General features: G+C 61.3%; 21 protein-coding genes. 9 read left to right on the forward strand and 12 right to left on the reverse strand.

Annotation, left to right across the window (positions count from 1 at the left end; genetic code table 11):
- The first annotated feature begins 45 nt into the window (after positions 1 to 45).
- Positions 46 to 945 (forward strand): LysR family transcriptional regulator, encoded by a 900-nt coding sequence (locus AC1RAC_RS20245; RefSeq protein WP_034128841.1) that lies wholly within the window; start codon positions 46 to 48, stop codon positions 943 to 945.
- A 226-nt stretch (positions 946 to 1171) separates the two neighbouring features.
- On the opposite strand, the gene AC1RAC_RS20250 is transcribed toward AC1RAC_RS20245, so the two are convergent.
- The 10 genes from AC1RAC_RS20250 to bioB all read right to left on the reverse strand — a co-directional run bounded on the left by AC1RAC_RS20250 (position 1172) and on the right by bioB (position 13591).
- The gene (locus AC1RAC_RS20250; protein ID WP_034128842.1) at positions 1172 to 2950 is read right to left on the reverse strand and encodes an acyl-CoA dehydrogenase C-terminal domain-containing protein; all 1779 of its coding nucleotides are present in this window, start codon (positions 2948 to 2950) and stop codon (positions 1172 to 1174) included.
- A 233-nt stretch (positions 2951 to 3183) separates the two neighbouring features.
- Positions 3184 to 4953, reverse strand: a complete 1770-nt coding sequence (locus AC1RAC_RS20255) for an acyl-CoA dehydrogenase C-terminal domain-containing protein (RefSeq protein WP_492616933.1) — start codon at positions 4951 to 4953, stop codon at positions 3184 to 3186.
- A gap of 90 nt (positions 4954 to 5043) precedes the next feature.
- The gene (locus AC1RAC_RS20260) at positions 5044 to 6333 is read right to left on the reverse strand and encodes a GGDEF domain-containing protein (protein WP_034128844.1); all 1290 of its coding nucleotides are present in this window, start codon (positions 6331 to 6333) and stop codon (positions 5044 to 5046) included.
- Positions 6334 to 6553: 220 nt separating this feature from the next.
- Positions 6554 to 8359 carry a phenylacyl-CoA dehydrogenase gene (locus AC1RAC_RS20265; RefSeq protein ID WP_034128845.1) on the reverse strand — a complete coding sequence of 602 codons (1806 nt, stop codon included), beginning with the start codon at positions 8357 to 8359 and terminating at the stop codon, positions 6554 to 6556.
- A gap of 335 nt (positions 8360 to 8694) precedes the next feature.
- The gene (locus AC1RAC_RS20270) at positions 8695 to 8976 is read right to left on the reverse strand and encodes a hypothetical protein (protein ID WP_054896780.1); all 282 of its coding nucleotides are present in this window, start codon (positions 8974 to 8976) and stop codon (positions 8695 to 8697) included.
- Positions 8977 to 9082: 106 nt separating this feature from the next.
- Positions 9083 to 9763, reverse strand: coding sequence for a dethiobiotin synthase (gene bioD / locus AC1RAC_RS20275; protein WP_034128848.1), 681 nt, complete (start codon positions 9761 to 9763; stop codon positions 9083 to 9085).
- Positions 9760 to 10572, reverse strand: a complete 813-nt coding sequence (gene bioC, locus AC1RAC_RS20280; protein WP_197880495.1) for a malonyl-ACP O-methyltransferase BioC — start codon at positions 10570 to 10572, stop codon at positions 9760 to 9762. The genes bioD and bioC overlap by 4 nt, the downstream gene beginning before the upstream one ends.
- The gene (locus AC1RAC_RS20285) at positions 10565 to 11296 is read right to left on the reverse strand and encodes an alpha/beta fold hydrolase (RefSeq protein WP_014720207.1); all 732 of its coding nucleotides are present in this window, start codon (positions 11294 to 11296) and stop codon (positions 10565 to 10567) included. The genes bioC and AC1RAC_RS20285 overlap by 8 nt, the downstream gene beginning before the upstream one ends.
- Positions 11289 to 12470 carry an 8-amino-7-oxononanoate synthase gene (gene bioF / locus AC1RAC_RS20290; RefSeq protein ID WP_492616934.1) on the reverse strand — a complete coding sequence of 394 codons (1182 nt, stop codon included), beginning with the start codon at positions 12468 to 12470 and terminating at the stop codon, positions 11289 to 11291. Before bioF ends, AC1RAC_RS20285 begins: the two co-directional genes overlap by 8 nt.
- Before the next feature lie 65 nt (positions 12471 to 12535).
- On the reverse strand, positions 12536 to 13591 hold the full coding sequence (gene bioB / locus AC1RAC_RS20295) for a biotin synthase BioB (RefSeq protein WP_014720209.1): 1056 nt from the start codon (positions 13589 to 13591) through the stop codon (positions 12536 to 12538).
- 92 nt (positions 13592 to 13683) lie between these two features.
- On the opposite strand from bioB, the gene AC1RAC_RS20300 reads away from it, so the two are divergent.
- From AC1RAC_RS20300 to rarD, 5 genes are all read left to right on the forward strand, one after another.
- Entirely contained in the window at positions 13684 to 14421 is a 738-nt protein-coding gene (locus AC1RAC_RS20300) for a ComFC family protein (RefSeq protein WP_072445558.1), read from the forward strand.
- A 58-nt stretch (positions 14422 to 14479) separates the two neighbouring features.
- A complete protein-coding gene (locus tag AC1RAC_RS20305; protein WP_072445559.1) occupies positions 14480 to 15244 on the forward strand; it encodes a TOBE domain-containing protein in 765 nt (254 codons plus the stop codon).
- Between the two features lie 79 nt (positions 15245 to 15323).
- The gene (locus AC1RAC_RS20310) at positions 15324 to 17222 is read left to right on the forward strand and encodes a PhoX family protein (protein ID WP_072445560.1); all 1899 of its coding nucleotides are present in this window, start codon (positions 15324 to 15326) and stop codon (positions 17220 to 17222) included.
- A 161-nt stretch (positions 17223 to 17383) separates the two neighbouring features.
- Complete coding sequence (locus AC1RAC_RS20315; RefSeq protein ID WP_034128855.1) at positions 17384 to 18358, forward strand: serine/threonine protein kinase; 975 nt, start codon at positions 17384 to 17386, stop codon at positions 18356 to 18358.
- A 183-nt stretch (positions 18359 to 18541) separates the two neighbouring features.
- Complete coding sequence (gene rarD, locus AC1RAC_RS20320) at positions 18542 to 19426, forward strand: EamA family transporter RarD (RefSeq protein ID WP_034128856.1); 885 nt, start codon at positions 18542 to 18544, stop codon at positions 19424 to 19426.
- 222 nt (positions 19427 to 19648) lie between these two features.
- Here rarD and AC1RAC_RS20325 read toward each other — a convergent pair whose 3' ends face one another.
- Positions 19649 to 20161, reverse strand: a complete 513-nt coding sequence (locus AC1RAC_RS20325; protein WP_003194815.1) for a glycine cleavage system transcriptional repressor — start codon at positions 20159 to 20161, stop codon at positions 19649 to 19651.
- Between the two features lie 320 nt (positions 20162 to 20481).
- Here AC1RAC_RS20325 and AC1RAC_RS20330 point away from each other — a divergent pair, with 320 nt between their 5' ends.
- The gene (locus tag AC1RAC_RS20330) at positions 20482 to 22659 is read left to right on the forward strand and encodes a malate synthase G (protein ID WP_492616935.1); all 2178 of its coding nucleotides are present in this window, start codon (positions 20482 to 20484) and stop codon (positions 22657 to 22659) included.
- 154 nt (positions 22660 to 22813) lie between these two features.
- On the opposite strand, the gene AC1RAC_RS20335 is transcribed toward AC1RAC_RS20330, so the two are convergent.
- Positions 22814 to 23260 carry a response regulator gene (locus AC1RAC_RS20335; RefSeq protein WP_019817416.1) on the reverse strand — a complete coding sequence of 149 codons (447 nt, stop codon included), beginning with the start codon at positions 23258 to 23260 and terminating at the stop codon, positions 22814 to 22816.
- 246 nt (positions 23261 to 23506) lie between these two features.
- On the opposite strand from AC1RAC_RS20335, the gene AC1RAC_RS20340 reads away from it, so the two are divergent.
- Entirely contained in the window at positions 23507 to 25429 is a 1923-nt protein-coding gene (locus tag AC1RAC_RS20340; RefSeq protein WP_492616942.1) for a putative nucleotidyltransferase substrate binding domain-containing protein, read from the forward strand.
- Positions 25426 to 26133: a 3'-5' exonuclease gene (locus AC1RAC_RS20345; RefSeq protein WP_181124740.1), complete on the forward strand. Its 708-nt coding sequence runs from the start codon at positions 25426 to 25428 to the stop codon at positions 26131 to 26133. Before AC1RAC_RS20340 ends, AC1RAC_RS20345 begins: the two co-directional genes overlap by 4 nt.
- The last annotated feature ends 82 nt before the right edge of the window (positions 26134 to 26215 follow it).

Below are 26215 nucleotides of genomic sequence, written 5' to 3' on the forward strand. Positions count from 1 at the left end.
CCAGCGGCCATTTCGATTTTCCAGCTTTTTCGATAAGCAAACCTTATGGATTTCAAGCAACTGCGTTATTTCGTCGCGGTGTATGAGGAAGGCCACGTAGGTCGCGCCGCGGAGCGTCTGTCGATCTCCCAGCCAGCGCTGTCGCAACAGGTTCGCCAACTGGAACAGAACCTCGACGTCAGCCTGTTCGAACGCAGCAGCAAGCGTCTGTTGCCGACCTTGGCGGCCCACACCTTATACAACCACGCATTACCGCTCATTGATGGTATGCAGCAAGCCGTCGAGGCACTGCGCAATTTCAAGGGCCAGGCCATGCGCAGCCTGGCCATCGGCGTGCTGCAAACCGTGCACACCAGCCTGGTACCGCAGATGCTTGAGCGCGTGCGCAAGGCCCAGCCCCATCTGGTGGTGCAGATTTACGAGCTGACCGGGCTTGAGATTGAGCGGCGGTTGCTCAATGGCTCACTCGATATTGGCATCAGCTACCTGCCACCCCGTCAGCCGGGCCTGCATGGCGTGCTGCTGTATGAAGACGAGTTGAAGGTGGTGATACCCGAAGATCATCCGTTGCGCGAGTTCAAGAAAGTCTCGCTCAAACAAGCCGCCGAATTACCGATGTTGCTGCTGGGGGAAGAGTTTCAGGTTAGGCAGATCTGGCAAGGCCAACTGTCCAACCTCGGGCGGCGTCCGCAAGTGCAGGCGGAACTCAATACCATGGTGGGCATTCTCGACAGCCTGCCTCACACCCGCTTGGCGACCGTGCTGCCTGGGCGGTCCCAGGATGAACACAACAGCAAGGCGCTGCTGTGGAAACCCTTGAGCGAGCCCAGGGTACCGCTGAAAGTAGGATTGGTATGCCGCGATGTGCAACGCCAGCAGGCGACGGTGGCGTTGCTGCGTACCCTGCTGGAAGACGTGATGAATGCCCCGCCGGCAACCGCCTGACTTTTTCGCGGGCAAAAGAAAACCCCGCCGAAGCGGGGCTTTGCAGACTGTTTCCCTGACATCCATTTCACTCCGCCGTCCTGGCAGAATCCTACGTGTCCGTGTTGTTGCTTTGCGCTTCCTGCGCGACGTCCATGTGAAGTAGATTAGCCGTGGATCCAATGTGGCGATAGAGGACGATTAGCAGCACGTCATGTAAGAGAATGCTTACACGCCCTCTTCCCCCTTAAAACAGGGCTTCATCCATCAGGAACAGTGATTCGCTACCGGCTTTTACCGATGCACTCAACGAGTGGATACGCGGCAACAGGCGGGCAAAGTAGAAACGCGCAGTCCCCAGTTTGCTGGCGTAGAAATCCTCTTCGCCCTCCTTGCCTAACGCCGCCTTGGCCATGCGCGCCCACATATAGGCATAGGCCATGTAGCCGAACGCATGCAGGTATTCCACCGAGGCTGCGCCGATTTCATTAGGATTGCTCTTGGCGCGGTCCAGCACCCAGGCCGTCAGCTCATCCAGGTTACCTACTGCCACGCCCAGCGGCTTGGTGAACTCGGCCAACTCAGGGCCCGATGCGGCGATGAACTGGCGGATCTCATCGGCGAACAAGGTATAGAACGCACCGCCGCTGCCGACGATCTTGCGCCCCATCAGATCCAGGGCCTGAATGCCGTTGGTACCTTCGTAGATCTGGGTGATGCGCACGTCACGCACCAATTGCTCCTGGCCCCACTCGCGGATGTAACCGTGACCACCAAACACCTGCTGGCCGAGTACGGTGGTTTCCAGGCCCAGGTCGGTGAGGAACGCCTTGGCAACTGGCGTCAACAACGCCACCAGGTTATCGGCACGCTCGCGCGCCTGCGCATCGTCGCTGAACTTGGCGATGTCCAACTGCGTCGCCACGTAGGTGGAAAACGCCCGGCCGCCTTCGTTCGCCGCCTTCATGGTCAGCAACATACGACGGACATCCGGATGCACGATGATCGGGTCTGCCGGCTTGTCCTTGGCCTGCGCGCCTAGCGGGGAACGGCTCTGCAGACGGTCACGGGCATATTCAATCGCGTTCTGATAGGACCGCTCGCCAGAAGCCAAGCCCTGGATACCGACGCCCAGGCGCTCATAGTTCATCATGGTGAACATCGCAGCCAAGCCACGGTTGGGCTCACCGACCAGGTAACCCACGGCTTCGTCGAAGTTCATCACACAGGTGGCGGAGGCCTGGATGCCCATCTTGTGTTCAATGGAGCCGCAGTTCACCGGGTTACGCGCGCCCAGGCTGCCATCGGCATTTACCAGGAACTTCGGCACCAGGAACAGCGAGATGCCCTTGGGCCCGGCCGGTGCGTCCGGCAGTTTGGCCAGCACCAGGTGGATGATGTTTTCGGTGAGGTCGTGCTCGCCACCGGTGATGAAGATCTTGGTGCCGCTGACCTTGTAGGAGCCGTCCGCCTGAGGCTCGGCCTTGGTGCGGATCATCCCCAGGTCTGTACCGGCATGGGCTTCCGTCAGGCACATGGAACCGGCCCACTCACCGGAATACATCTTCGGCAGGTAGGTGGCCTTGAGTTCTTCACTGGCGTGGGTGTTGATCGATACACAGGCACCGGAGGTCAACATCGGGTACAGGCCGAAAGCCAGGCTCGACGAGTTGATCATCTCTTCAACCTGCGCCGACACGGCCTTGGGCATGCCCATGCCGCCGTAGGTCGGGTCGCCGCCCACGCCTACCCAGCCACCTTCGGCGTAGGTGCTGTAGGCCTGGGGAAAACCGTCGGGAGTCGTCACGGCGCCGTCCGCCCAGTGGCAGCCTTGCTCATCGCCGCCGCGGCTGAGCGGGGCAATGGATTTGGCGGTGACTTTGCCGGCCTCTTCCAGGATCGCTTCGACGGTTTCGGCGTCAACGCTGTCTGCCAATGCCGGTAACTGGGCCCAAGTATCAGCGACCTCAAACACTTCGTTGAGGACGAAGCGCATATCACGCAACGGCGCTTTGTAATCAGCCATGGCAAACCTCGTGAGAACGTGAAAAGTAATTCGATAGGATCGGTTTTACAGACGCCGAGTGTACCCGAACAACTTTTCAGACACATAGGGTCCGTTCGTGACCATTAAGTATTTACCAGTCACACAAGGAAGCTTTCCTGTAGGAGCGAGCTTGCTCGCGAAAAACTCACAGGCGCCGCGTTCATTCAGCAAGCACGCGTTATCGTTGACGTTCTTCGCGAGCAAGCTCGCTCCTACAGGGAGAAAGCTTCAGCTGGGAGACTCATCAGGCATTCGCTCCCTGCCTCTACCGCAGCACGGTGCATGGCCGTACGCGGCAACAAGCGCTTGAAATAAAAGTCGCAGGTCGCAAGCTTCGCCTGGGCAAACTCTTGGTCGTCCTGGCCGTGCGCCGCGATCGCCATGCGCAACCACAGGTAGGCGAGGATGATGTAACCGCTGTACATCAGGTAATCCATGGCCGCCGCGCCCACTTCATCAGGGTTTTTCATCGCCGCCGTGCCGACCTTCAAGGTCAGTTCGCCCCATTGCTGGTTCAGTTCATTGAGTTGCGCCACATGGGCCTTGAGTTGCGCATGCTCGGCATTGGCCGCGCAGAACTTATGCACAATCTTGGTAAACCCACGCAGCAACTTGCCCTGGCTGCCCAGCACCTTGCGCCCGAGCAGGTCCAGGGCCTGGATGCCGTTGGTGCCTTCATAGATCGGCGCAATCCGTGCATCACGGGCCAGTTGCTCCATGCCCCACTCACGAATATAACCATGGCCACCGAATACCTGCATGCCGTGGTTGGTCACCTCCAGGCCGGTTTCGGTCATGAAGGCTTTACAGATCGGCGTGAGGAAGGCCAACAGGTCCTCGGCTTCCTGGCGTTGGCCAGCGTCGCTGCCAAGGTGCGCGGTATCGAGCAGTTGCGCGGTGAAATAGGTCAACGCGCGGTTGCCCTCGTTGAAAGCCTTCATGGTCAGCAGCATGCGGCGTACATCGGCGTGCACGATGATCGGGTCGGCGGCTTTCTCCGGCGCCTTGGCACCGGTCAGCGAGCGCATCTGCAAGCGGTCGTTGGCGTACTTGATCGCGCCCTGGAAGCTCGCTTCACCGTTGCACAGGCCCTGCATTCCCGTGCCCAGGCGGGCGTGGTTCATCATGGTGAACATGCAGTTCAGGCCCTTGTTCGCCTCGCCAATCAAATAGCCTTTGGCGCCATCGAAGTTCAACACGCAGGTGGCCGAGGCCTTGATGCCCATCTTGTGTTCGATGGAGCCGCAGTGCACCGCATTGCGCTCGCCGGAGTCGGCATGGAACTTGGGCACGATAAACAACGAGATGCCCTTGGTACCCGCCGGCGCGTCCGGCAGCTTGGCCAGCACCAGGTGGATGATATTGGCGCTCATGTCGTGCTCGCCGGCCGAGATGAAGATCTTGCTGCCGGTGACCGCGTAACTGCCGTCCGCCTGCGGCACGGCGCGGGTCTTGATCAAGCCCAGATCGGTGCCGCAGTGGGCTTCGGTCAGGCACATGGTGCCGGTCCATTCGCCAACGGTGAGCTTGCTCAGGTAGGTGGCTTTCTGTTCGTCGGTGCCGTGGGCGTGGATGGCCGACATCGCACCGTGGGTCAGGCCCGGGTACATGCCCCAGGAGGTGTTGCTGGAGCCGATCATCTCGCTCAACACCAGGCCGAGGGAATGAGGCAGGCCCTGGCCACCGTAGGCCGGGTCTGCCGCCACGCCGTGCCAGCCGCCTTCCACATACTGGGCAAAGGCTTGCTTGAAGCCTTTGGGAGTGGTCACCACGCCATTATCGAAATGGCAGCCCTCTTCATCGCCGCTGCGATTGAGCGGCGCGAGTACATTTTCGCAGAACCTGGCGCCTTCTTCCAGGATCGCACTGACCATGTCCGGGCTGGCATCCGTGGCGCCCAGGGCCGCGTAGTGGCCGTGGAAATCGAATACGGTGTCGATCAGAAAGCGCATGTCGCGCAGGGGAGCGTTGTACTCAGGCATGGCAATGTCTCCGGCAGCAGATAGGGTTAACCTACTGCCGGCCATGGCCGTGGACAATCACTGTAGCGCTGCTGAATACAGCGCCATTACTCAACCGGCAGCGCTCTCCATGCGCACCGCGCCACGGCGGGTTTGCCCGGCGGCGACCACACAATTACGCCCCGCCCCCTTGGCGGTGTAAAGCGCCTGGTCGGCGGATTTGAGCACCTCGTCGGGGCTGCGTTGCTCGGCCTGGCGCTCGGCCACGCCAATGCTTACCGTCACCGACACACTGGACGCGCCGCTGCCGGCACGGCGCTGGCGGCCTTGATGATCGTCCTGGGGGCGGTCCGGGTTGCGCAACTTGATGTCGTAGCTGGCGATGATCTCGCGGATCTCCTCCAGGTGGGGCATGCACTCATCCAGGGTCTTGCCGGCAAACACCACGGCAAACTCTTCACCGCCGTAACGATAGGCCCGCCCGCCGCCATTGACCTTGGACAGCTTGCTCGCCACCAGGCGCAGCACCTGGTCGCCCACATCGTGGCCGTGGGTGTCATTGAAACGTTTGAAGTGATCGACGTCGCTCATCGCCAGCACATAGTTGCGACCTAGCCGCTGCATGCGCTCGTTGAGGGCACGTCGCCCCGGCAAGCCAGTGAGCTCATCACGAAACGCCATTTGATACGCCTCGTGCGCCACCCCCGCAGCGATCATCAGCATCACCTGGCTGCACATGATGTTGAGGGTGAACGGCAGGATGAAAGTTTGCGGCAACATCCAGAACATGCCCAGCAACCCCACCAGTTGTGCCGCGTGCAGCGGCCGCGGCTGGTACCAGTATTGGGCGGCCAGGGTGAGAAAGCCGATCAGGAACATCGGGTAGGAAAGTTGGATCAGGCTCATCCAGGCGCCATGCAGCATCGGCCAACGGATCTCCGCCAACCAGCCCAGCAAGGCCTGGGGAAAACTTTGCTCCAGGGCCAGCGCCACACTGCCCACCGCCAGCAGCACCGCACAGCGGGCGACGAAGTCGCGGAACAGATGGGTCTTTTCCTGCCACAGCGCATAAATGCTGAACAGCAAGGGCAATAGCAGGCAGCACAGGTGGAACACCACCGCAGCGTCTTCACGCACGCGACCATTGTCGCGGTAGAAGTCGGTCTGGGTATCCAGCAGGTAATAGGCGACGTAAACCGTGACCATCAAGAACAGTTCACGCTGGCGTCGATACACCGCGCAATAGGCGCCGCCGAGCAACAGCACCAGGGTGGGCAGCACGTTGAACAGCGAGGTGAAGAAGACGCTGAGGTCCTTGACGTACGCAGCCGAGAGCCCGGCCAGCAACAGCAGCAGCGAAGGGAGAAAATGGCTGAAACGTACAGCGGACACGCGTGACAAGGGTAAAGCTCCGACCCGCTAACAAATGATGGCACTGTGCCGCTAAGCGATCAGTTAAGCACAACCGACCGGCCATGTATCACATTGCCATCACTGTAACGGCAGCTCATCATAATCCCTGAGTGCAAGACTGCGGTTTTTTAGACGCGCTCCCACACAAATGCAAAAAAACCGCCGCATCCCGAGGGAGGCGGCGGTTTCTAGAAGAACCTGGTAAGGCTTAGTAAGCCAGGCCGAAATCTTCTTCTTTCATGTCCATCAGGTTGTTGGCGCCCGACAGCATGGTTGCCACGTGGGTGCGGGTACGCGGCAGGATGCGCTGGAAGTAGAAGCGCGCAGTCTGCAGCTTGGCGGTGTAGAACGCCTCTTCGCTGGTGCCGGCGGCCAGTTTCTCGGCGGCCAGGCGTGCCATGTCGGCCCAGAAGTAAGCCAGGCAGGCGTAGCCGGAGTACATCAGGTAGTCCACCGAGGCAGCACCGACTTCTTCACGGTCTTTCATCGCGGCCATGCCGACCTTCATGGTCAACTCGCCCCACTCTTTGTTCAGTGCCGCCAGCGGTGCAACGAACTCTTTAACCGCGTCGTTACCTTCGTTGGCCTGGCAGAACTTGTGCACGATCTTGGTGAAGCCCTTGAGCGCTTCGCCTTGGGTCATCAGCACTTTACGGCCGAGCAGGTCCAGCGCCTGGATGCCGGTGGTGCCTTCGTACAGCATAGAAATGCGGCTGTCGCGCACGTTCTGCTCCATGCCCCACTCAGCGATAAAGCCGTGGCCACCGTAGATCTGCACGCCGTGGTTGGCCGATTCAAAACCGACTTCGGTCATGAATGCCTTGGCGATCGGGGTCATGAAGGCCAGCAGGGCATCTGCCTGTTTCTTGGCTTCGTCGTCGGTACCGTACTTGACGATGTCCACTTGCTTGGCGGTGAAGTACACCATCGCACGGTTACCTTCGGCGAAGGCTTTCATGGTCAGCAACATGCGGCGTACGTCAGGGTGCACGATGATCGGGTCAGCGGCTTTGTCCGGCGCTTTCGGGCCGGTCAACGAGCGCATTTGCAGGCGATCACGCGCATATTTCAAGCCGCCCTGGAAACCGATCTCGGCGTGAGCCAGGCCTTGCAGCGCGGTGCCCAGGCGAGCCGTGTTCATGAAGGTGAACATGCAGTTCAGGCCTTTGTTCGCCGGGCCGATCAGGAAACCGGTGGCCGCGTCAAAGTTCATCACGCAGGTGGCGTTGCCGTGGATACCCATTTTGTGTTCCAGGGAACCACAGGTGACCGCGTTGCGCTCGCCCACAGAGCCATCGGCGTTGGGCAGGAACTTGGGCACGATAAACAGCGAGATGCCTTTGGTGCCTGCCGGTGCATCCGGCAGGCGGGCCAGTACGATGTGGACGATGTTGTCGGCCATGTCGTGCTCGCCGGCCGAGATGAAGATCTTGGTACCGGAGACTTTGTAGGAGCCGTCAGCCTGAGGCTCGGCCTTGGTGCGCAGCATGCCCAGGTCGGTGCCGCAGTGTGGCTCGGTCAGGCACATGGTGCCGGTCCATTCGCCCGACACCAGTTTGGTCAGGTAAGCCTCTTGCTGCTCGGGGGTGCCGTGTTCGGAAATAGTGTTCATCGCGCCATGGGACAGGCCAGGGTACATGCCCCACGACCAGTTGGCTTCGCCGACCATTTCGCTCACGGCCAGGCCCAGGGATTCCGGCAGGCCTTGGCCACCGTGCTCCACGTCGTGGGCCAGGCTTGGCCAGCCGCCTTCGACGAATTGTTTGTAGGCTTCTTTGAAGCCCGCTGGGGTCTTAACGCCTGACTCACTCCAGGTACACCCTTCGATGTCGCCCACGCGGTTCAACGGTGCCAGTACTTGCTCACAGAACTTGGCGCCTTCTTCGAGGATGGCGTCGACCATGTCCGGGGTAGCGTCCTGGCAAGCCGGCAGGCTCTGATAGTGCGCTTCATAACCGAGCAGTTCGTCACGAACGAAGCGAATATCACGCAAGGGGGCCTTGTAGTCAGGCATAGCGATAAACCTCTGCTGATGTAACTGGGATGAACAACCGCATGGATTTTTTATGGCGGTCAAACAGGTGTTTGAAACATACGTTTACGACCCAGGGTTGTCAAGCGTCGGCCAGATGCCGTTTGTCTTGACGCGGGTCAGCCAGGCACGGCGAGGCCTGCGGCGGGGGATGCCTCATGATTCAAGGAAGGTAAAAGTACAGAGCAGAATGTCGCAGAACGACTGTGGGAGCTGGCTTGCCTGCGATGCAGCCACCAGGGTGTATCAGGTGATAGGCGTGGATGCTATCGCAGGCAAGCCAGCTCCCACAGGAGAGCGGGCGTGCGATAGAGACGTTAAGCGTAGGTATCGATCAACGTACCGAGCATTTCGTCCGAAGCCTTGGCGACTTTCGCCCCCAGCTCGATTTGAAACTTGCCCTGGGCCATTTCCACCATGTTGCTCGCCGAATTGGACGCTTGGGCGCGGTCATTGGCTTGCAGACGGTCGCTTTGCGCGGCCGATGGCTGGGTGGTCGCGGCGCTGGCAATCTTGCCGGCCGCCTGGTCGACACGGTTCTGCCCGGTCTGAATGCTGCTCAGGCCCGAATAAAACGCGCTGCTTCCAGAGATTTCCATGGCGTAAGCCTGCCTTTAGAGAATCGTGAAGCCCGATTGAACCAGACATCTTGGCAAAAGGCTCGTCAAAAACACTAATGGCATATTGCCTTAGCGATAGCCAAAATCAGTCAAGCAGGTCCAGTTCCAAGTACTCGGCCACCGCGCCAGCCCCGGCGTGCTTGAGTTTCGGCACTCGCCCCAGGCAAGGCGCGGGCAGGCGCTCAGCCAGGGTGGCGAGGTTTTCTTCCAGACGAGAGGTCTTGGGGTCGATGATATTTGCCACCCAGCCCGCCAACGGCAAGCCATCCCGTGCGATGGCTTCGGCGGTGAGCAACGCGTGGCTGATGCACCCAAGACGCACGCCTACCACCAGGATCACCGGCAGTTTGAGCGCCATGGCCAGGTCCGACAGGTTGGCCTGGTCGGCCAAGGGCACGCGCCAGCCGCCTGCCCCTTCGATCAAGGTGAAGTCCGCGCCCCGTGCCAGGATCTGCTGCATCGGCTTGAGCAGCGATTGCACCGTGAGCCCGACGCCCGCCTCGCGCGCTGCCAGATGCGGCGCGATAGCTGGCTCGAAGGCCACCGGGTTGACCTCGGCATAACTGAGCGGTACTGAACACTCGGCCAGCAACGCCAACGCATCGGCATTGCGCAGCCCCTGGGCCGTCAGTTGGCAGCCCGACGCCACCGGCTTTCCGGCGGCCGTGCTTTTGCCGGAAAGCCTGGCCGCATGCAACAGGCCGGCGGCGATGGTGGTCTTGCCAACATCGGTGTCTGTACCGGTGATGAAGTAAGCGGCGCTCATAACGGTTTCTCCAGTACGGCATACACCACCTGGTACGTGGCGGGCAGGCCCTGGGCCTGGCGGAACTGCTCGTAGGCCTCTACCAGCGCGACAATCCGCGCACGGCCCGTCAACCCTCCCGGGCGGCCTGGGTTGAGGTTATGGGCGCCCAGTGCCTTGAGTTCATGGGTCAGGCTGCGCACATCCGGGTAATGCAACACATGGGGCTTTCGCTCCAGGCTGATCACGCGCAAACCACTGGCCGCACACAGTTGCTGATAAGCCTCGAAGGTGCGGAAGCGATTGACGTGGACCAGGCCATCCGCCGCCCGCCAACTTTCGCGCAACTCATCGAGGGTGCCTACGCACAGGCTGGCAAAGGCCAGCACGCCACCTGGTCGCAGCACACGCCGGGCTTCGCTGAGCACCGCATCAAAATGGGCACACCACTGTACCGCGAGGCTGGAGAAGAGCAGCTCAACGCTGTCAGCTGTAAGCGGCAAGCGTTCTGCATCACCGGCTATAAAGTGCGCGGCGCCACCCAGCGGACGCGCGTGGTTGAGCATGCCCTCGGCAATGTCCAGCGCCACACCTTGGCTGCCGGGCAAACGCTCGCCCAATACGCGGCTGAAGTAACCCGTGCCACAGCCCATGTCCAGCCAACGCTGGGGCACCAGGCCGTGCGGCAAGCGGCTGAGCAGTTCATGCCCGACCGCACGCTGCAACTCGGCCACGCTGTCGTAACTGGCCGCCGCACGGGAGAACGAGGCCGCGACCTGGCGCTTGTCCGGCAAGCCCCCAGGCAAGGGCGGGTGGGATAGGTCAGTCATCGACACACTCATGCAAAAAAGCCTGGATGGCCCCGGCTACTCCGTGAGGGTCTTCCAGAAGAAACGCGTGACCGGCCTGTTCAATCAGGCCGATTTCTACATCGGGGAGCAAGGCCAGCAGGTCACTGGCGGCTTCGGCAGGCACCAGCCCGTCCAGGCCGGCAAACAGGTGCAACTGCGGCCCACGAAAGGCCTGCAAGGCCGCCCGCGTATCCAGTTGGGCCAACAGCTCCAGGCCGGGCATCAAGACACTGGGGGAGGTATTCGGCGCACCGCTGACCAACAACCGCGACAAGCCGCGCGGGTCTTCGGCACCCTTGGCGCACAACAGCCCAAAACGCTTGAGCGTGACCTGGGAGTCGGCGTGGCAGCCGGCCAGAAATGCATCGAAGGTTTCAGCAGGCATCCCATGGGGCCAGCCGTCATGGGCGACGAAACACGGATTGCTCGCCAGGGTCAGCAAGCCGCAGCACCGCTCGCCACGGCGCGCCGCCAACTCGGACGCGAGCATGCCGCCCAGCGACCAGCCCCCGAGCCAGGCATTGTCCGGCAGCGTCGCATCGAGCTCATCGAGCCATTCACCGAGTTCGCTGGCCTGCAGCGCCGGCAAGGGTTCGATCTGTACCTGTAAATGCTCGTTCAGGCCGTGCAGCGCAGCGGCCAACGGTTCCAGCGGTGACACACCCAGGCCCCAGCCCGGTAGCAGGATCAGTCGATTACGCATAGCCGGGCTCCGAGACGTCTAACAAGCGAAAACACGCTTGCAACCCGTCTAACAATAGCTGCACCTGCGCTTCGCTGTGGGCCGCCGTCAATGTCACCCGTAGACGGGCACTGCCGGCGGGCACGGTCGGTGGGCGAATGGCAGTCACCATCAGGCCGCGCTCGCGCAGCATCTGCGAGAGGCGCAGTGCCCGGGCGCTGTCGCCAATCAGGATCGGTTGGATCGGCGTAAAGCTGTCCATCAACCCCAGGCCTATCTGCTCGGCGCCGCGACGGAACTGGCGGATCAACGCGTTGAGGTGCTCGCGTCGCCAATGTTCGCTGCGCAGCAATTCCAGGCTTTTGAGGGTGGCGCAGGCCAGTGCCGGTGGTTGGCTGGTGGTGTAGATATACGGGCGTGCGAATTGGATCAGGCTCTCGATCAAGTCCTCACTGCCGGCCACGAAGGCCCCGGCGGTGCCGAACGCTTTGCCCAAGGTGCCAACCAGCACGGGCACGTCGTCCTGGCTCAAGCCGAAATGCTCGACGATACCGCCGCCATTGGCGCCCAGCGGGCCGAAGCCATGGGCGTCATCCACCATCAGCCAGGCCCCTTTGGCCCGGGTTTCACGGGCCAGCGCGGGCAGGTCGGCGAGGTCGCCATCCATGCTGAACACACCGTCGGTGACCACCAAGGTATTGCCGGTGGCTTTCTCCAGGCGCTTGGCCAGGCTGCCTGCGTCGTTATGCAGGTAGCGGTTGAAACGCGCACCGGACAGCAAACCAGCATCCAGCAAGGACGCGTGGTTAAGCCGGTCTTCCAATACCGTATCGCCCTGCCCCACCAGCGCCGTGACCGCGCCGAGGTTGGCCATGTAGCCGGTGGTGAACAGCAAGGCACGCGGGCGACCGGTCAAGTCAGCCAGAGCTTCTTCCAGCTCATGGTGCGGTGTGGCGTGGCCCACCACCAAGTGCGAAGCTCCACCGCCCACGCCCCAACGGGACGCACCGGCGCGCCAGGCTTCGATCACTTGCGGGTGATTGGCAAGGCCCAGGTAATCGTTATTGCAGAAGGCCAACAACGGTTGCCCGTCCACCACCACATGCGGGCCTTGGGGGCTCTGCAGCAAGGGGCGCTGGCGGTAAAGATGGTCGGCACGGCGAACAGCGAGGCGCGCGGCGAGATCGAAAGACATGCTGGCCTCGATTTAACAGGTTCAACTCAATCCACTGGAGGAGCTGGAATGCATTCCAAAGGTGGTTACACCACAGCGTTGTAGAACTGCTCGCTGCTCTTTTGCTCCACCAACGCCTGCTCGATCGCCGCCTGGTGCACTTCATCGGCATGCTCTTCACGGGCTTCGGGCAGGATGCCCAGGCGTGCGAACAGTTGCATGTCCTTGTCAGCCTGGGGGTTGGCGGTGGTCAGCAGTTTGTCGCCGTAGAAGATCGAGTTGGCGCCGGCAAAAAAGGCCAGGGCCTGCATCTGCTCATTCATGGCTTCGCGGCCAGCCGACAGGCGCACGTGGGACTGCGGCATCAGGATGCGCGCCACCGCCAGCATGCGGATGAAATCGAAGGGGTCGATGTCATCGGCGTTTTCCAACGGCGTGCCCGCCACTTTCACCAGCATGTTGATCGGCACCGACTCCGGATGCTCCGGCAGGTTGGCCAACTGGATCAGCAAGTTGGCGCGGTCGTCGAGAGACTCGCCCATGCCAAGGATGCCGCCCGAACAGATCTTCATCCCCGAGTCACGCACGTACGCCAGGGTTTGCAGGCGCTCGCTGTAGGTGCGGGTGGTGATGATCGAGCCGTAGAACTCCGGCGAGGTGTCGAGGTTGTGGTTGTAGTAGTCCAGGCCGGCCTGGGCCAGGGCTTCGGTCTGGTCCTGGTCAAGGCGACCGAGAGTCATGCAGGTTTCCAGGCCCATGGCCTTCACGCCTTTGACCATTTCCAGCACATAGGGCATGTCTTTGGCCGACGGATGTTTCCATGCCGCGCCCATGCAGAAACGCGTCGAGCCGATGGCCTTGGCACGTGCGGCCTCTTCGAGGACCTTCTGCACCTCCATCAGCTTCTCTTTTTCCAGGCCAGTGTTGTAGTGGCCCGACTGCGGACAATATTTGCAATCTTCCGGGCAGGCGCCGGTCTTGATCGACAGCAGCGTCGACACTTGCACGCGGTTGGCGTCGAAATGCGCGCGGTGCACGGTCTGCGCCTGGAACAACAGGTCGTTGAAGGGCTGCACGAACAGGGCTTTGACTTCAGCTAAAGACCAATCGTGACGCAGGGTGGCAGAGGTGCTGGCGCTCATGGGCGATTCCTTGATTATGCTTTGGCAAGCGCTGCGGGAAAGGCAATACCCACAGGCACGACACGGATGCTCGGCATATTTAAGGAAGATTCATGCACTGTCAACCTGAGCACAAACACCAAGTTTACATCTGGTTAAAAAGCATACAGACCTGTTTGATCTGCGATGAGTGCATCGAATCAGACGAGCCCCTGTGCAGCGCCTGCGAAACAGAATTGCCATGGCTGATGGAACAGTGCGAACGCTGCGCACTGCCCTTACCCATGGACGGACTGCTCTGCGGCCAGTGCCAAAAACAGCCACCGGCCTTTCACCAGGTGGTCGCGCCATGGACCTACAGTTTTCCCGTGGACACCTTGATCAGCCGCTTCAAGCATCAGGCGCGTTGGCCGCTAGGGCACTTGCTGGCGCGCCTGCTGGGGCAGCACTTGCAACATCGCTTCGATAACGCCGAACTGGAGCGCCCCGACTGCCTGCTACCGGTGCCCATGGCGCGCAAACGCCTGCGCGAACGCGGCTTTAATCAAGCGTTGATGCTGGCCCGCTGGCTCAATCACACCCTCGACATTCCCTTTGATGAACACGCGCTCTTACGCCCCCATGAAACCGTGGCGCAGCAAGACCTCGATGCCAAGACGCGCAAACGCAACCTGCTCAACGCCTTCGCACTGGCCCCCGGCATCCAGGTTGCAGGGCAACATCTGGCGCTGGTAGACGACGTCCTCACCACCGGCGCCACGGCCCACAGCCTGGCGCGCTTGTTGATAAACGCCGGCGCGCGCCAGGTGGATGTGTATTGCCTGGCCCGTACGCCCAAACCCGGCAGCTGACTTGACTCCCCTGCGCCAGCGCGGCAACGTCGGCGCATCTCACCCAAGCGTATCTGCCATGTCTGTGCCCAGCCCTCTCAGCCAACACATCATCCGCCGCCCCCAGCGTATTGCCTTGCTGGGGCATATCGCCGAGCAGGGCTCCATCACCCGTGCGGCCAAGAGTGCCGGGTTGAGTTACAAGGCCGCCTGGGACGCCATTGATGAACTGAACAACCTGGCGCAAAAACCGCTGGTGCAACGCAGCATCGGTGGCAAGGGCGGTGGCGGCGCCAAACTGACTCAGGAAGGCGAACGGGTGCTGCGCCTCTATCAGCGCCTGCAACTGCTTCAGGCCGAGATCCTTGGCTCGGACGAAGCGGCCAGCGACTTCAACCTGCTGGGCCGCTTGATGCTGCGCACCAGCGCGCGCAACCAATTGCACGGCCAGGTCAGCACCATAGAGAGCCATGGCCACAACGACATGATCCGCCTGCAATTGGCCGGCGGCCTGCACCTCGACGCACAGATCACCCACGACAGCACCCTGCGCCTGGAGCTGCAGACCGGTGTGGAAGTAGTGGCCCTGATCAAGGCCGGGTGGCTTGAATTACTGGCGGACGGACAAGCTGAAACACTTGGACACAATTGCCTGGAAGGCAGGATCGAGACCATTCTCGCCGCCGACGACGGCCCCAGCGAGGTGCGTATTGCCCTAGCCAACGGCCAAGTGTTGTGCGCGCTGGCGCCGCCCGTCGCACTCAAGGCCATTAATGCAGCGCAGGGCCAGCCAATCCGCGTGCAGTTTGCACCCAGCCATGTATTGCTTGGCACCCCGGTGTAACGGGCGCGCGTCTTCAAGCTGCAACAATTCGGTCACAAGCGCTGCTTAAGGTGTCTGCAAAAACCTTAAGGAGCCTGTGATGAGCCTATTAGAAGAAAACCAAGCCACCGACCTTGAACAGATGGTGGGCCTGACCCGCCGTCGCTTTATCGGCGCAGGCGCCCTGTGCGGCGCCGCGATGTTCCTCGGCGGCAACCTGCTGAGCCGCAGCGCCCTGGCCGTGAATGCCGCTACCGCCAGCCCGTTGCTGGGGTTCACCAGCATCGCCGCCGCCACCAGCGACACCATCACCCTGCCACCGGGCTACAGTGCTTCGGTGTTGATCAGTTGGGGCCAGCCCCTGCACAAGAACGCCCCGGCTTTCGACCCGTCCGGCCATGGCACCGCCAAGGCTCAGGAACAACAGTTCGGCGACAACAACGACGGCATGAGCCTGTTTCCATTCCCCGGTGACGACAACCGCGCGCTGATGGCGATCAACAACGAATACACCAACTATCGCTACCTCTACGCCCACGGCGGCGCGCCACAATCTGCCGAAGACGTGCGCAAGGCCCTGGCCAGCGAAGGCGTGTCGGTGATCGAAGTGCGCCGCAAGGGTGACACCTGGCAGTTCGTCCAGGATTCGCGCTACAACCGGCGCATCCACGGCAATTCACCGATTCGTTTGAGTGGCCCTGCCGCCGGCCATGACTGGCTGAAAACCGGCGCCGACAAGAGCGGCAAAAAAGTCCTCGGCACGTTCCAGAACTGCGCCAACGGCAAGACGCCGTGGGGCACCTACCTGACCTGCGAAGAAAACTTCACCGACTGCTTCGGCAGCAGCAACCCGCAGCAAACCTTCGACGCAGGGCAGAAGCGCTACGGCGTGGTGGCCGCCAGCAAAGACATCAACTGGCATCAGCACGACCCGCGCTTTGACATGGCTAAGAACCCCAACGAACTCAATCGCCATGGTTGGGTGGTGGAAATCGACCCGTTCGATCCGCAATCCACGCCAGTCAAACGCACGGCCCTGGGGCGCTTCAAACACGAAAACGCGGCCCTCGCCGAAACCCGTGACGGTCGCGCCGTGGTGTACATGGGCGACGATGAACGCGGTGAATTCATCTACAAGTTCATCAGCCGCGATCAGATCAACCACAACAACCCTAAGGCCAACAAAGACCTGCTCGACCACGGCACCTTGTACGTGGCGATCTTCGACGCAGGCGACGGTGATGCCGACCACCCCAAGGGCAAAGGCCAGTGGGTTGAACTCACCCATGGCAAAAACGGCATCGACGCCAGCAGCGGTTTCGCCAACCAGGCCGAGGTGCTGATTCATGCGCGCCTGGCCGCCAGCGTGGTGAAAGCCACACGCATGGACCGCCCGGAATGGATCGTGGTCAGCCCCACCGACGGCCAGGTCTATTGCACCCTGACCAACAACGCCAAGCGCGGCGAAGAGGGCCAGCCGGTAGGCGGCCCCAACCCACGGGAGAAGAACGTCTACGGCCAGATCCTGCGCTGGAAAGCCGACGCCGATAACCACGGTGCCACGGACTTCACCTGGGACCTGTTCGTGGTGGCCGGCAACCCCGGCGTGCATGCCGGCAACCCCAAGGGCGGCTCGTCCAACATCAACCCGCAAAACATGTTCAACAGCCCCGACGGCCTGGGCTTCGACAAAGCCGGGCGCCTGTGGATCCTGACCGATGGCGACTACAGCAACGCCGGCGACTTTGCGGGCATGGGCAATAACCAGATGCTGTGCGCCGACCCGAGCACTGGAGAAATCCGTCGCTTCATGGTGGGGCCGGTGGCGTGTGAAGTGACGGGGATCAGCTTTTCGCCGGACCAGAAAACATTGTTCGTGGGCATTCAGCACCCAGGGGAAACCGGTGGCTCGACCTGGCCGGAACACCTGCCCAATGGCAAACCGCGGTCGTCGGTGATGGCGATTCGGCGGGATGATGGCGGGATCGTAGGCGCCTGATAGACCGCTATCGCAGGCAAGCCAGCTCCCACATCTCGATGTGTAAATACATGCCAGTGTGGGAGCTGGCTTGCCTGCGAAGGCGTCCGCACAGCCACCGCCTATCTATGCTGTTACCATACCCGGCCGGACGCGGCGCCCTGCTGCGCGCAGGAGTTCGCATGGCCCACCCGTTTGAAACACTCACCCCAGACCTGGTGCTCGACGCCGTCGAAAGCATCGGTTTCCTCAGCGACGCGCGGGTTCTGGCGCTCAACAGCTACGAAAACCGCGTGTACCAAGTGGGCATCGAAGACGCCGAACCGCTGATCGCCAAGTTCTATCGCCCCCAGCGCTGGACAAACGAGGCGATCCTCGAAGAACACCGCTTCACCTTCGAACTGGCCGAGTGCGATGTACCGGTGGTCGCCCCATTGATCCACAACGGCGAGAGCCTGTTCGAACACGCAGGTTTCCGCTTCACCCTGTTTCCGCGCCGTGGCGGCCGCGCGCCGGAGCCGGGCAACCTCGATCAGCTTTACCGGCTCGGGCAACTGCTGGGGCGTTTGCACGCGGTGGGCTCCACCCGCCCGTTCGAACACCGCGAAGCCCTGGGGGTGAAGAATTTCGGTCACGACTCCCTCACCACCTTGCTTGAAGGCAACTTCATTCCCAAAAGCCTGTTGCCGGCCTACGAGTCCGTGGCCCGCGACCTGCTCAAGCGTGTGGAAGAGGTTTACAAGGCCACGCCGCACAAGAACATCCGCATGCACGGTGACTGCCACCCCGGCAACATGATGTGCCGCGACGAGATGTTCCATATCGTCGACCTGGATGACTGCCGCATGGGCCCGGCGGTGCAAGACCTGTGGATGATGCTGGCTGGCGACCGCCAGGAATGCCTCGGCCAGCTCTCGGAACTGATGGACGGCTATCAGGAATTCCACGACTTCGACCCGCGCGAACTGGCGCTGATCGAGCCGCTGCGCGCCCTGCGCCTGATGCACTACAGTGCCTGGCTCGCACGACGCTGGGACGACCCGGCGTTTCCCCATAGCTTTCCGTGGTTTGGCAGCGAGCGGTATTGGGGCGACCAGGTGCTGGCGTTGCGTGAGCAACTGTCGGCGCTCAATGAAGAGCCGCTAAAACTCTTCTGAACGCGTTCCATCATCGCGCCCACGCTCTGCATGGGCGCGCATCCTGTGACGCTCCGCGTCACGATTTAAGAGCAGACGCAGAGCGTCCAAGGCGGCGTTACCACGCAGAGCGTGGGAACGAGCGTTGTCTGACAAATATCCTTACAATTGCGCTTTGTTAGCTGCCTGAGCAAGGATTCTGCAATGCAAGCCGCCAACCCCCGCAAGGGGTACATCCTGGGCCTGAGCGCCTATGTCATCTGGGGTCTATTCCCGCTCTACTTCAAAGCCATCGCCAGCGTGCCCGCCGCCGAGATCATTGTGCACCGCGTATTGTGGTCGGCACTGTTCGGTGGGCTGTTGCTGATGGTGTGGAAACATCCCGGCTGGTTTCGCGAACTGCGCGACAACCCCAAGCGCCTGGCGATCCTGGCTCTCAGCGGTTCGTTGATCGCCGCTAACTGGCTGACTTATGTGTGGTCGGTGAACACCGGGCGCATGCTCGAAGCGAGCCTGGGTTACTACATCAATCCGCTGGTGAATGTGCTGCTGGGCATGCTGATCCTCGGCGAGCGACTGCGCCGTTTGCAATGGGTGGCGGTGGGGTTGGCAGCGGTAGGTGTGGCGCAGCAGGTGTGGCAAGTCGGTAGCCTGCCGTGGGTGTCGCTGGCGCTGGCGTTGACGTTCGGCTTCTACGGTTTGATCCGCAAGCAGGCGCCGGTCAAGGCGCTGCCAGGCCTGGTGGTGGAAACCTGGATGCTGGTACCCATTGCCGTCGCCTGGTTGCTGTTCAACCCGACCGCCCACAGCGCGCAACTGGCGTTCTGGAGCACCTCCGAGGCCTGGTGGCTGGTGGCCGCAGGCCCGGTGACGCTGATTCCCCTGGTGTGCTTCAACGCCGCTGCACGGCACTTGCCCTACACCGCCCTGGGCTTTTTGCAGTATGTGGCGCCGACGCTGGTGTTGCTCGAAGCCGTGCTGTTGTTCGGTGAACACCTGGCGCCGAGCACCCTGATCGCCTTCGCCTTCATCTGGGCCGGGTTGGTGGTGTACAGCCTGGATGCCTGGCTGACCGTGCGCAAACGCTGATCAAATAACGTACAAACCTCTGCAAGCCACGGCTTTCGTGGCTTGCAGCGTTCCACCCAAAGGTTATCCACAACCTGATCCCCGCCATTTGTGCACAAGCCCTTGAAACTGCTCGTTTTTTGCTCAACTTACGCAGAAGGCCGGCGGGCGTGGCCTGGCGTCGGGTCTCTACAGGTTATCCACAGGCCCATGCAAGATTTCCCTGCATAACCTTGTGGATCGTTATTCCTCCTGACGCAACTCCACCATCAAATCATCGGCCAAGGTTTCCAAAGCCTCTTGCAGGGTTTCCAGCGACAGCGTGGCCGGCACTTGCAACAACGCCTCGGCATTGAACAGCGGATCACCGCTCATGGGCGCCGGGCGCACATCGGTGCTCAGGCGTTCCAGGTTGACGCCCTGCTGGCTCAGCAGCGCGGTGATCTCACGCACGATGCCCGAGCGGTCATTGCCCACCAGGGTCATCAGGATCGGCTTGGACGCCGATGCCTGCCCGCTGCTGCCCTCACCCACCAACACGCGAATGCCATGGGTGGATAAATCCTCCAATGCCCCCACCAATGCCTGTCGCTGCTCGCTCGGCACGCTCACCCGCAGGATCCCGGCAAACTGCCCGGCCATGTGCGCCATGCGGCTTTCCAGCCAGTTACCACCATGACTGGCAATGTTCTGCGCGATGCGTTCAACCAGGCCGGGTTTGTCGGCGGCGATAATAGTGAGTACAAGATGGTCCATGGCGCAGTCCCTCGGTTGGTTGATCCTCGATTATAGACATGCCGCGTATATCCAGAAGGTACGCGTGATCGTTAACGTCCATCCCAGGCAAGCCAGCTCTCACAGACAAATCGTGTACCATTTTGATATTTATCTGGAACAATCCAATAGTTTTTTGAGAACATCCTGTTCTCCGCTGTGACCGTACGACCAAAGTGGGTCGCTAAACGACGTATTTAGTCTAATTTTCACAACCGCAAGTCATCATGTAGTATGCCCAACCGTGCACTACATAATGAAAATCTGAAAAAGCGCATAAGCTCCGCAGAGTGAGGCAAGCAATGACTGAACACGTTCAAGTCGGTGGCCTGCAGGTCGCCAAAGTCCTGTTCGACTTCGTGAACAACGAAGCCATTCCCGGTACCGGCATCACTGCCGACCAGTTCTGGGCCGGTGCCGACAAGGTCATCCATGACCTGGCCCCGAAGAACAAAGCCCTACTCGCCAAACGCGACGACTTCCAGGCGCGGATCGATACCTGGCACCAGACCCACGCCGGCCAGGCCCATGACCCGGTGGCCTACAAAGCCTTCCTGCAAGACATCGGCTACCTGTTGCCAGAAGCCGCAGACTTTGAGGCCTCGACCCAAAACGTCGATGATGAGATCGCACGCATGGCCGGCCCACAGCTGGTCGTGCCGGTGATGAACGCCCGCTTCGCCCTCAACGCCTCGAATGCGCGCTGGGGCTCGCTGTACGACGCGCTCTATGGCACCGACGCCATCAGCGAAGCCAACGGCGCCGAGAAGGGCAAGGGCTATAACAAAGTGCGTGGCGACAAGGTCATTGCCTTCGCCCGCGCTTTCCTCGACGAGGCCGCACCGCTCAGCGCCGGCAGCCATGTCGATTCCACCGGCTACAAAATCGTCGATGGCAAGCTGATCGTCAGCCTCAAAGGCGGCAGCAACAGCGGCCTGCGTGACGATGCCCAGTTGATCGGTTTCCAGGGCCCTGCGGCCGAGCCGATTGCGATCCTGCTCAAGCACAATGGCCTGCACTTCGAAATCCAGATCGACGCCAGCACCCCAGTCGGCCAAACCGACGCCGCAGGCGTCAAAGACGTGCTGATGGAAGCCGCGCTGACCACCATCATGGACTGCGAAGACTCCGTCGCCGCCGTCGACGCCGATGACAAAGTGGTGATCTACCGCAACTGGCTCGGCCTGATGAAGGGCGACCTGGCCGAAGAAGTGGCCAAGGGCGGCCAGACCTTCACCCGCACCATGAACCCTGACCGCGTCTACACCGGCGTGGATGGCAGCGACGTGCCCCTGCACGGCCGTTCGCTGTTGTTCGTGCGCAACGTTGGTCACTTGATGACCATCGACGCGATCCTCGATAAAGACGGCAACGAAGTACCCGAAGGCATCCTCGACGGCCTGATCACCAGCCTGGCGGCGATCCACAGCCTCAACGGCAACAACACCCGCAAGAACAGCCGCACCGGTTCCGTATACATCGTGAAACCGAAGATGCACGGCCCGGAAGAAGCCGCGTTCACCAACGAACTGTTCGGTCGCATCGAAGAGGTGCTGAACTTGGCGCGCAACACCCTCAAGGTCGGGATCATGGACGAGGAGCGCCGCACCACGGTCAACCTCAAGGCCTGCATCAAGGCGGCCAGCGAGCGCGTGGTGTTTATCAACACCGGTTTCCTCGACCGCACTGGCGATGAAATCCACACCTCCATGGAAGCCGGCGCGATGGTGCGCAAGGCGGCCATGAAGGCAGAAAAGTGGATCGGCGCCTATGAGAACTGGAACGTCGATATCGGCCTGAGCACCGGCCTGCAAGGTCGTGCACAGATCGGTAAAGGCATGTGGGCCATGCCCGACCTGATGGCGGCGATGCTCGAGCAGAAAATCGCCCACCCGTTGGCCGGCGCCAACACCGCCTGGGTACCGTCGCCGACCGCCGCGGCCCTGCATGCGTTGCACTACCACAAGGTTGATGTGTTCGCCCGTCAGGCCGAGCTGGCCAAACGCGAGCGCGCTTCGGTGGACGATATCCTCACCATTCCTCTGGCCAGCAACACCGATTGGTCCGAGGAAGAGATCCGCAACGAGCTGGACAACAACGCCCAGGGCATCCTCGGCTATGTGGTGCGTTGGATCGACCAGGGTGTGGGCTGCTCCAAGGTGCCGGACATCAACGATGTCGGCCTGATGGAAGACCGCGCCACCCTGCGTATTTCCAGCCAGCACATCGCCAACTGGCTGCGCCACGGCATTGTCAACGAAGACCAGGTGATGGAAAGCCTCAAGCGCATGGCGCCCGTGGTAGACCGCCAGAATGCCGGGGATGCGTTGTACCGCCCACTGGCTCCGGACTTCGACAGCAACATCGCATTCCAGGCAGCGGTGGAGTTGGTGATTGAAGGGACCAAGCAGCCTAATGGCTATACCGAGCCGGTGTTGCACCGCAGGCGTCGGGAGTTCAAGGCCAAGAACGGCCTGTAATGGAAAAAGCCCTGATCGAAAGATCGGGGCTTTTTTATCAGTGTCAGTTAGACCGCGTTGCCTGAATCGCAGGCAAGCCAGCTCCCACAGGGAGTGCATTTCAAATGTGGGAGCCGGGCTTGCCCGCGAAGAGGCCAGGCCAGTCACCCCACACTCAGGGCACCATCCCCAACTCCCGCTTCACCAACTTCGCCAACTTCACGCTATCAATCGGCTTGAGCAAGAAATCCACCACGCTCAAATGCATCGCATCAATCACATCCGGCGCTTCCGCGTCTCCAGACATGATGATGATCGGCAACGCCGCACGGGTGGACTCACGCACCTGGCGGATCAATTCCAGGCCATTGCTGGGCGCCATGCGCAGGTCGGTGATCAGCAAACCGATGGAACTGCTCGTCTTCAACAAATCCCACGCAGCCTCGCCACTTTCGGCAGTCATGCAGCGAATACCATCGAGCCCAAGGATTTCCGCCAGCAATTCACGCGCGTCCTTGTCGTCGTCCACGATCAAAACGCGTTGGGGGGGTAAATCGGGCTCCAGCATCACGGCGCTCAGCGCCTCGCGCTCGGCATCACTCAAAATATCGTGGTCGGACATACGTTTCTCAGCAGTTCTCATCAATCTCCCAGCACACTCGTCAGACATCTGCGGAAGGGCGAACAATGTGCACTTCGTCGGAAAGTTTGCCTAGTGGGCTTTCTACGGGTTTTGGACGATTGTCATGTAAGGTTTTTCCCTAGTTTTGCGCGGTACTCCTCGACCTAGACTTACGTCCAATGGGCACCCACTGCGCAGGAGTCGACCATGCAGCACGATAACGACAAAAACACTGCGGTCACTGTTATGAGTAAAGCTGATGCATTCGCACAGGCGGGTAAAACCGCTGTGTTGCAGAACATCCACGGCACCCTGCAATTCCTGCAACGCTTCCCGCCGTTCAACCAGATGGAACAGGCGCACCTGGCTTTCCTGGTGGAGCAGTGCCAACTGCGTTTCTACGGCCCCGGCGACAGCATCCTCAAACCGTCGGGCGGCCCGGTCGAGCACTTTTATATCGTCAAGCAGGGCCGGGTCGTGGGTGAGCGTCCAGACTCGGCGGACACCACCTTTGAAATCGCCACCGGCGAATGCTTCCCCCTCGCCGCCTTGCTGGGTGAGCGCGCGACCCGTACAGAACACAAAGCCGCTGAAGACACCTTCTGCCTGCAATTGAACAAACCGGCCTTTATCAAGCTGTTCGCGCTGTCCAGCCCGTTTCGTGATTTCGCCTTGCGCGGGGTCAGCAGCCTGCTCGACCAGGTCAACCAGCAGGTACAGCAAAAAGCCGTGGAAACCCTCGGCACCCAATACTCCTTGAATACCCGCCTGGGTGAATTGGCCATGCGCCACCCGGTCACCTGCAGCCCGCACACACCGTTGCGCGAAGCGGTGACCTTGATGCACGAACAACAGGTCGGCAGCATTGTGATCGTCAACGAACACAAGGCGCCCCTGGGCATCTTCACTCTGCGCGATCTGCGTCAGGTGGTCGCCGATGGCGCCAGCGACTTCGGCCAGAGCATTGCCGGGCACATGACCCAGGCGCCGTTTTACTTGAGCCCGGAGCACAGCGCTTTCGACGCAGCCATCGCCATGACCGAGCGGCATATCGCCCATGTGTGCCTGGTGCAAGACCAGCGCCTGTGTGGCGTGGTCTCCGAGCGTGACTTGTTTTCCTTGCAGCGTGTGGACCTGGTGCACTTGGCCCGCACCATCCGCAACGCGCCCCGGGTGGAAAACCTGGTGGCGATTCGCGGTGAAATCGGCCAGTTGGTGGAGCGCATGCTCGCCCATGGCGCCTCATCCACCCAGATCACCCACATCATTACGCTGCTCAACGACCACACCGTGTGCCGGGTGATCGAGCTGACCCTCGCGGAAAAAGGCGACCCCGGCGTGCCCTTCAGTTGGCTGTGCTTTGGCAGTGAAGGCCGCCGCGAACAAACGCTGTACACCGACCAGGACAACGGCATCCTGTTCGAGGCCAAGGACGCCGTCGAAGCCGCCGAAAGGCGTGAGCGCTTGCTACCGCTGGCGCAGCACATCAACCAAAGCCTGGCGCTGTGCGGCTTCAGCCTGTGCAAGGGCAATATCATGGCCGGCAACCCCGAGCTGTGCTTGTCCCGCGTGGAGTGGGCGCGGCGCTTCGGCGCGTTCATTCGTGAGGCGACGCCGGAAAACCTGCTGGGCTCAAGCATCTATTTTGACTTGCGCGTGGTATGGGGCGACGAGCGCGGGTGCGAGCAACTGCGTCAGGGCATTCTCGATCAGGTGGCGGATAACCGCTTGTTCCAACGGATGCTGGCCGAAAATGCACTACTGCGGCGCCCGCCGGTGGGGCGTTTCCGCGAGTTCGTGCTGACCCGCAAACATGGCGAAAAGGCCACCCTCGACCTCAAGGTGCAGGGCCTTACACCTTTTGTAGATGGCGCGCGCCTGTTGGCCCTGGCCAATGGCATCCACGCCAACAACACCCTGGAACGCCTGCGCCAGTTGGTGGACAAGGCCGTGATCGACCCCCTGGATGGCGCCGCCTATGAAGAGGCCTACCACTTTATCCAGCAGACCCGCATGCAGCAGCACCAATTGCAGACCCGCGAGAACCTGCCCTATTCCAACCGCGTCGACCCCGACAGCCTCAACCACCTGGACCGGCGCATCCTGCGTGAGTCCCTGCGCCAGGCCCAACGCCTGCAAAGCAGCCTGAGCTTGCGGTATCAGCTATGAGTTTGTTTGGCTGGCTGCGTGCCAAAAAACCTGGGCTCAACGCTGCGCAACAGCAGCGCCTGGAACAGTTACCCAAGCCCGCCGAAGTGGGCAACGGCCCATTGCGCAGCCAGCGCTGGGTAGTGGTGGACCTGGAAACCAGCGGCCTGAACCTTCACCGCGACCAGGTGCTGTCCATCGGCGCCGTGGTCATCGAAGACGGTGCGGTGGATTTCTCCCAACTGTTCGAACGCACCCTGCAGCGCACCGACACCAAGCTCAGCCCCAGTGTGCTGATCCACGGGCTGGGGCCCAGTGCAATCGCCGCTGGCAGCGACCCGACCGAGGCGTTGCTGGATTTCATGGCGTTCGTGGGCGACAGTCCGCTGCTGGCCTTCCATGCGCCGTTTGATCAACACATGCTGTGCCGGGCGCTCAAGGACAGCCTGGGTTATCGCCTGGCCCATCCGTTCATGGATGTAGCAGACCTGGCCCCGCTGTTATGCCCAGAGGCGCATATCCGCGAAGCCGGGCTGGACGACTGGCTCAACCACTTCAGGCTACAGGCCGGCGAACGCCACCATGCCAGCGCCGATGCACTGGCGACGGCGGAGCTGATGTTGATCCTGTTCAGCCGGGCGCGGCAGCAACAGATCGATACGCCCCAGGCGCTGTATGAGCGTTTGGCCCAATGGAAACGACGCAAGCAGTCCCCTTCCCTTTAACGCTTTGCGCCCGACGCGGAGCATCGCGGGATGCATTCCTACGCAGAGCGCGGGAACGATCACCCGACAGACGCCAATTGCG

The organism is Pseudomonas sp. GW823-FHT02F05 (assembly GCF_058797315.1).

Excerpts from the sequence above, each read along its gene's own strand:
- AC1RAC_RS20245 (WP_034128841.1), top strand. The coding sequence starts at position 46 with ATGGATTTCAAGCAACTGCGTTATTTCGTCGCGGTGTATGAGGAAGGC.
- AC1RAC_RS20250 (WP_034128842.1), bottom strand. The coding sequence starts at position 2,950 with ATGGCTGATTACAAAGCGCCGTTGCGTGATATGCGCTTCGTCCTCAAC.
- AC1RAC_RS20255 (WP_492616933.1), bottom strand. The coding sequence starts at position 4,953 with ATGCCTGAGTACAACGCTCCCCTGCGCGACATGCGCTTTCTGATCGAC.
- AC1RAC_RS20265 (WP_034128845.1), bottom strand. The coding sequence starts at position 8,359 with ATGCCTGACTACAAGGCCCCCTTGCGTGATATTCGCTTCGTTCGTGAC.
- AC1RAC_RS20270 (WP_054896780.1), bottom strand. The coding sequence starts at position 8,976 with ATGGAAATCTCTGGAAGCAGCGCGTTTTATTCGGGCCTGAGCAGCATT.
- bioD (WP_034128848.1), bottom strand. The coding sequence starts at position 9,763 with ATGAGCGCCGCTTACTTCATCACCGGTACAGACACCGATGTTGGCAAG.
- bioC (WP_197880495.1), bottom strand. The coding sequence starts at position 10,572 with ATGACTGACCTATCCCACCCGCCCTTGCCTGGGGGCTTGCCGGACAAG.
- AC1RAC_RS20285 (WP_014720207.1), bottom strand. The coding sequence starts at position 11,296 with ATGCGTAATCGACTGATCCTGCTACCGGGCTGGGGCCTGGGTGTGTCA.
- bioF (WP_492616934.1), bottom strand. The coding sequence starts at position 12,470 with ATGTCTTTCGATCTCGCCGCGCGCCTCGCTGTTCGCCGTGCCGACCAT.
- bioB (WP_014720209.1), bottom strand. The coding sequence starts at position 13,591 with ATGAGCGCCAGCACCTCTGCCACCCTGCGTCACGATTGGTCTTTAGCT.
- AC1RAC_RS20300 (WP_072445558.1), top strand. The coding sequence starts at position 13,684 with ATGCACTGTCAACCTGAGCACAAACACCAAGTTTACATCTGGTTAAAA.
- AC1RAC_RS20305 (WP_072445559.1), top strand. The coding sequence starts at position 14,480 with ATGTCTGTGCCCAGCCCTCTCAGCCAACACATCATCCGCCGCCCCCAG.
- AC1RAC_RS20310 (WP_072445560.1), top strand. The coding sequence starts at position 15,324 with ATGAGCCTATTAGAAGAAAACCAAGCCACCGACCTTGAACAGATGGTG.
- AC1RAC_RS20315 (WP_034128855.1), top strand. The coding sequence starts at position 17,384 with ATGGCCCACCCGTTTGAAACACTCACCCCAGACCTGGTGCTCGACGCC.
- rarD (WP_034128856.1), top strand. The coding sequence starts at position 18,542 with ATGCAAGCCGCCAACCCCCGCAAGGGGTACATCCTGGGCCTGAGCGCC.
- AC1RAC_RS20325 (WP_003194815.1), bottom strand. The coding sequence starts at position 20,161 with ATGGACCATCTTGTACTCACTATTATCGCCGCCGACAAACCCGGCCTG.
- AC1RAC_RS20330 (WP_492616935.1), top strand. The coding sequence starts at position 20,482 with ATGACTGAACACGTTCAAGTCGGTGGCCTGCAGGTCGCCAAAGTCCTG.
- AC1RAC_RS20335 (WP_019817416.1), bottom strand. The coding sequence starts at position 23,260 with ATGTCCGACCACGATATTTTGAGTGATGCCGAGCGCGAGGCGCTGAGC.
- AC1RAC_RS20340 (WP_492616942.1), top strand. The coding sequence starts at position 23,507 with ATGAGTAAAGCTGATGCATTCGCACAGGCGGGTAAAACCGCTGTGTTG.
- AC1RAC_RS20345 (WP_181124740.1), top strand. The coding sequence starts at position 25,426 with ATGAGTTTGTTTGGCTGGCTGCGTGCCAAAAAACCTGGGCTCAACGCT.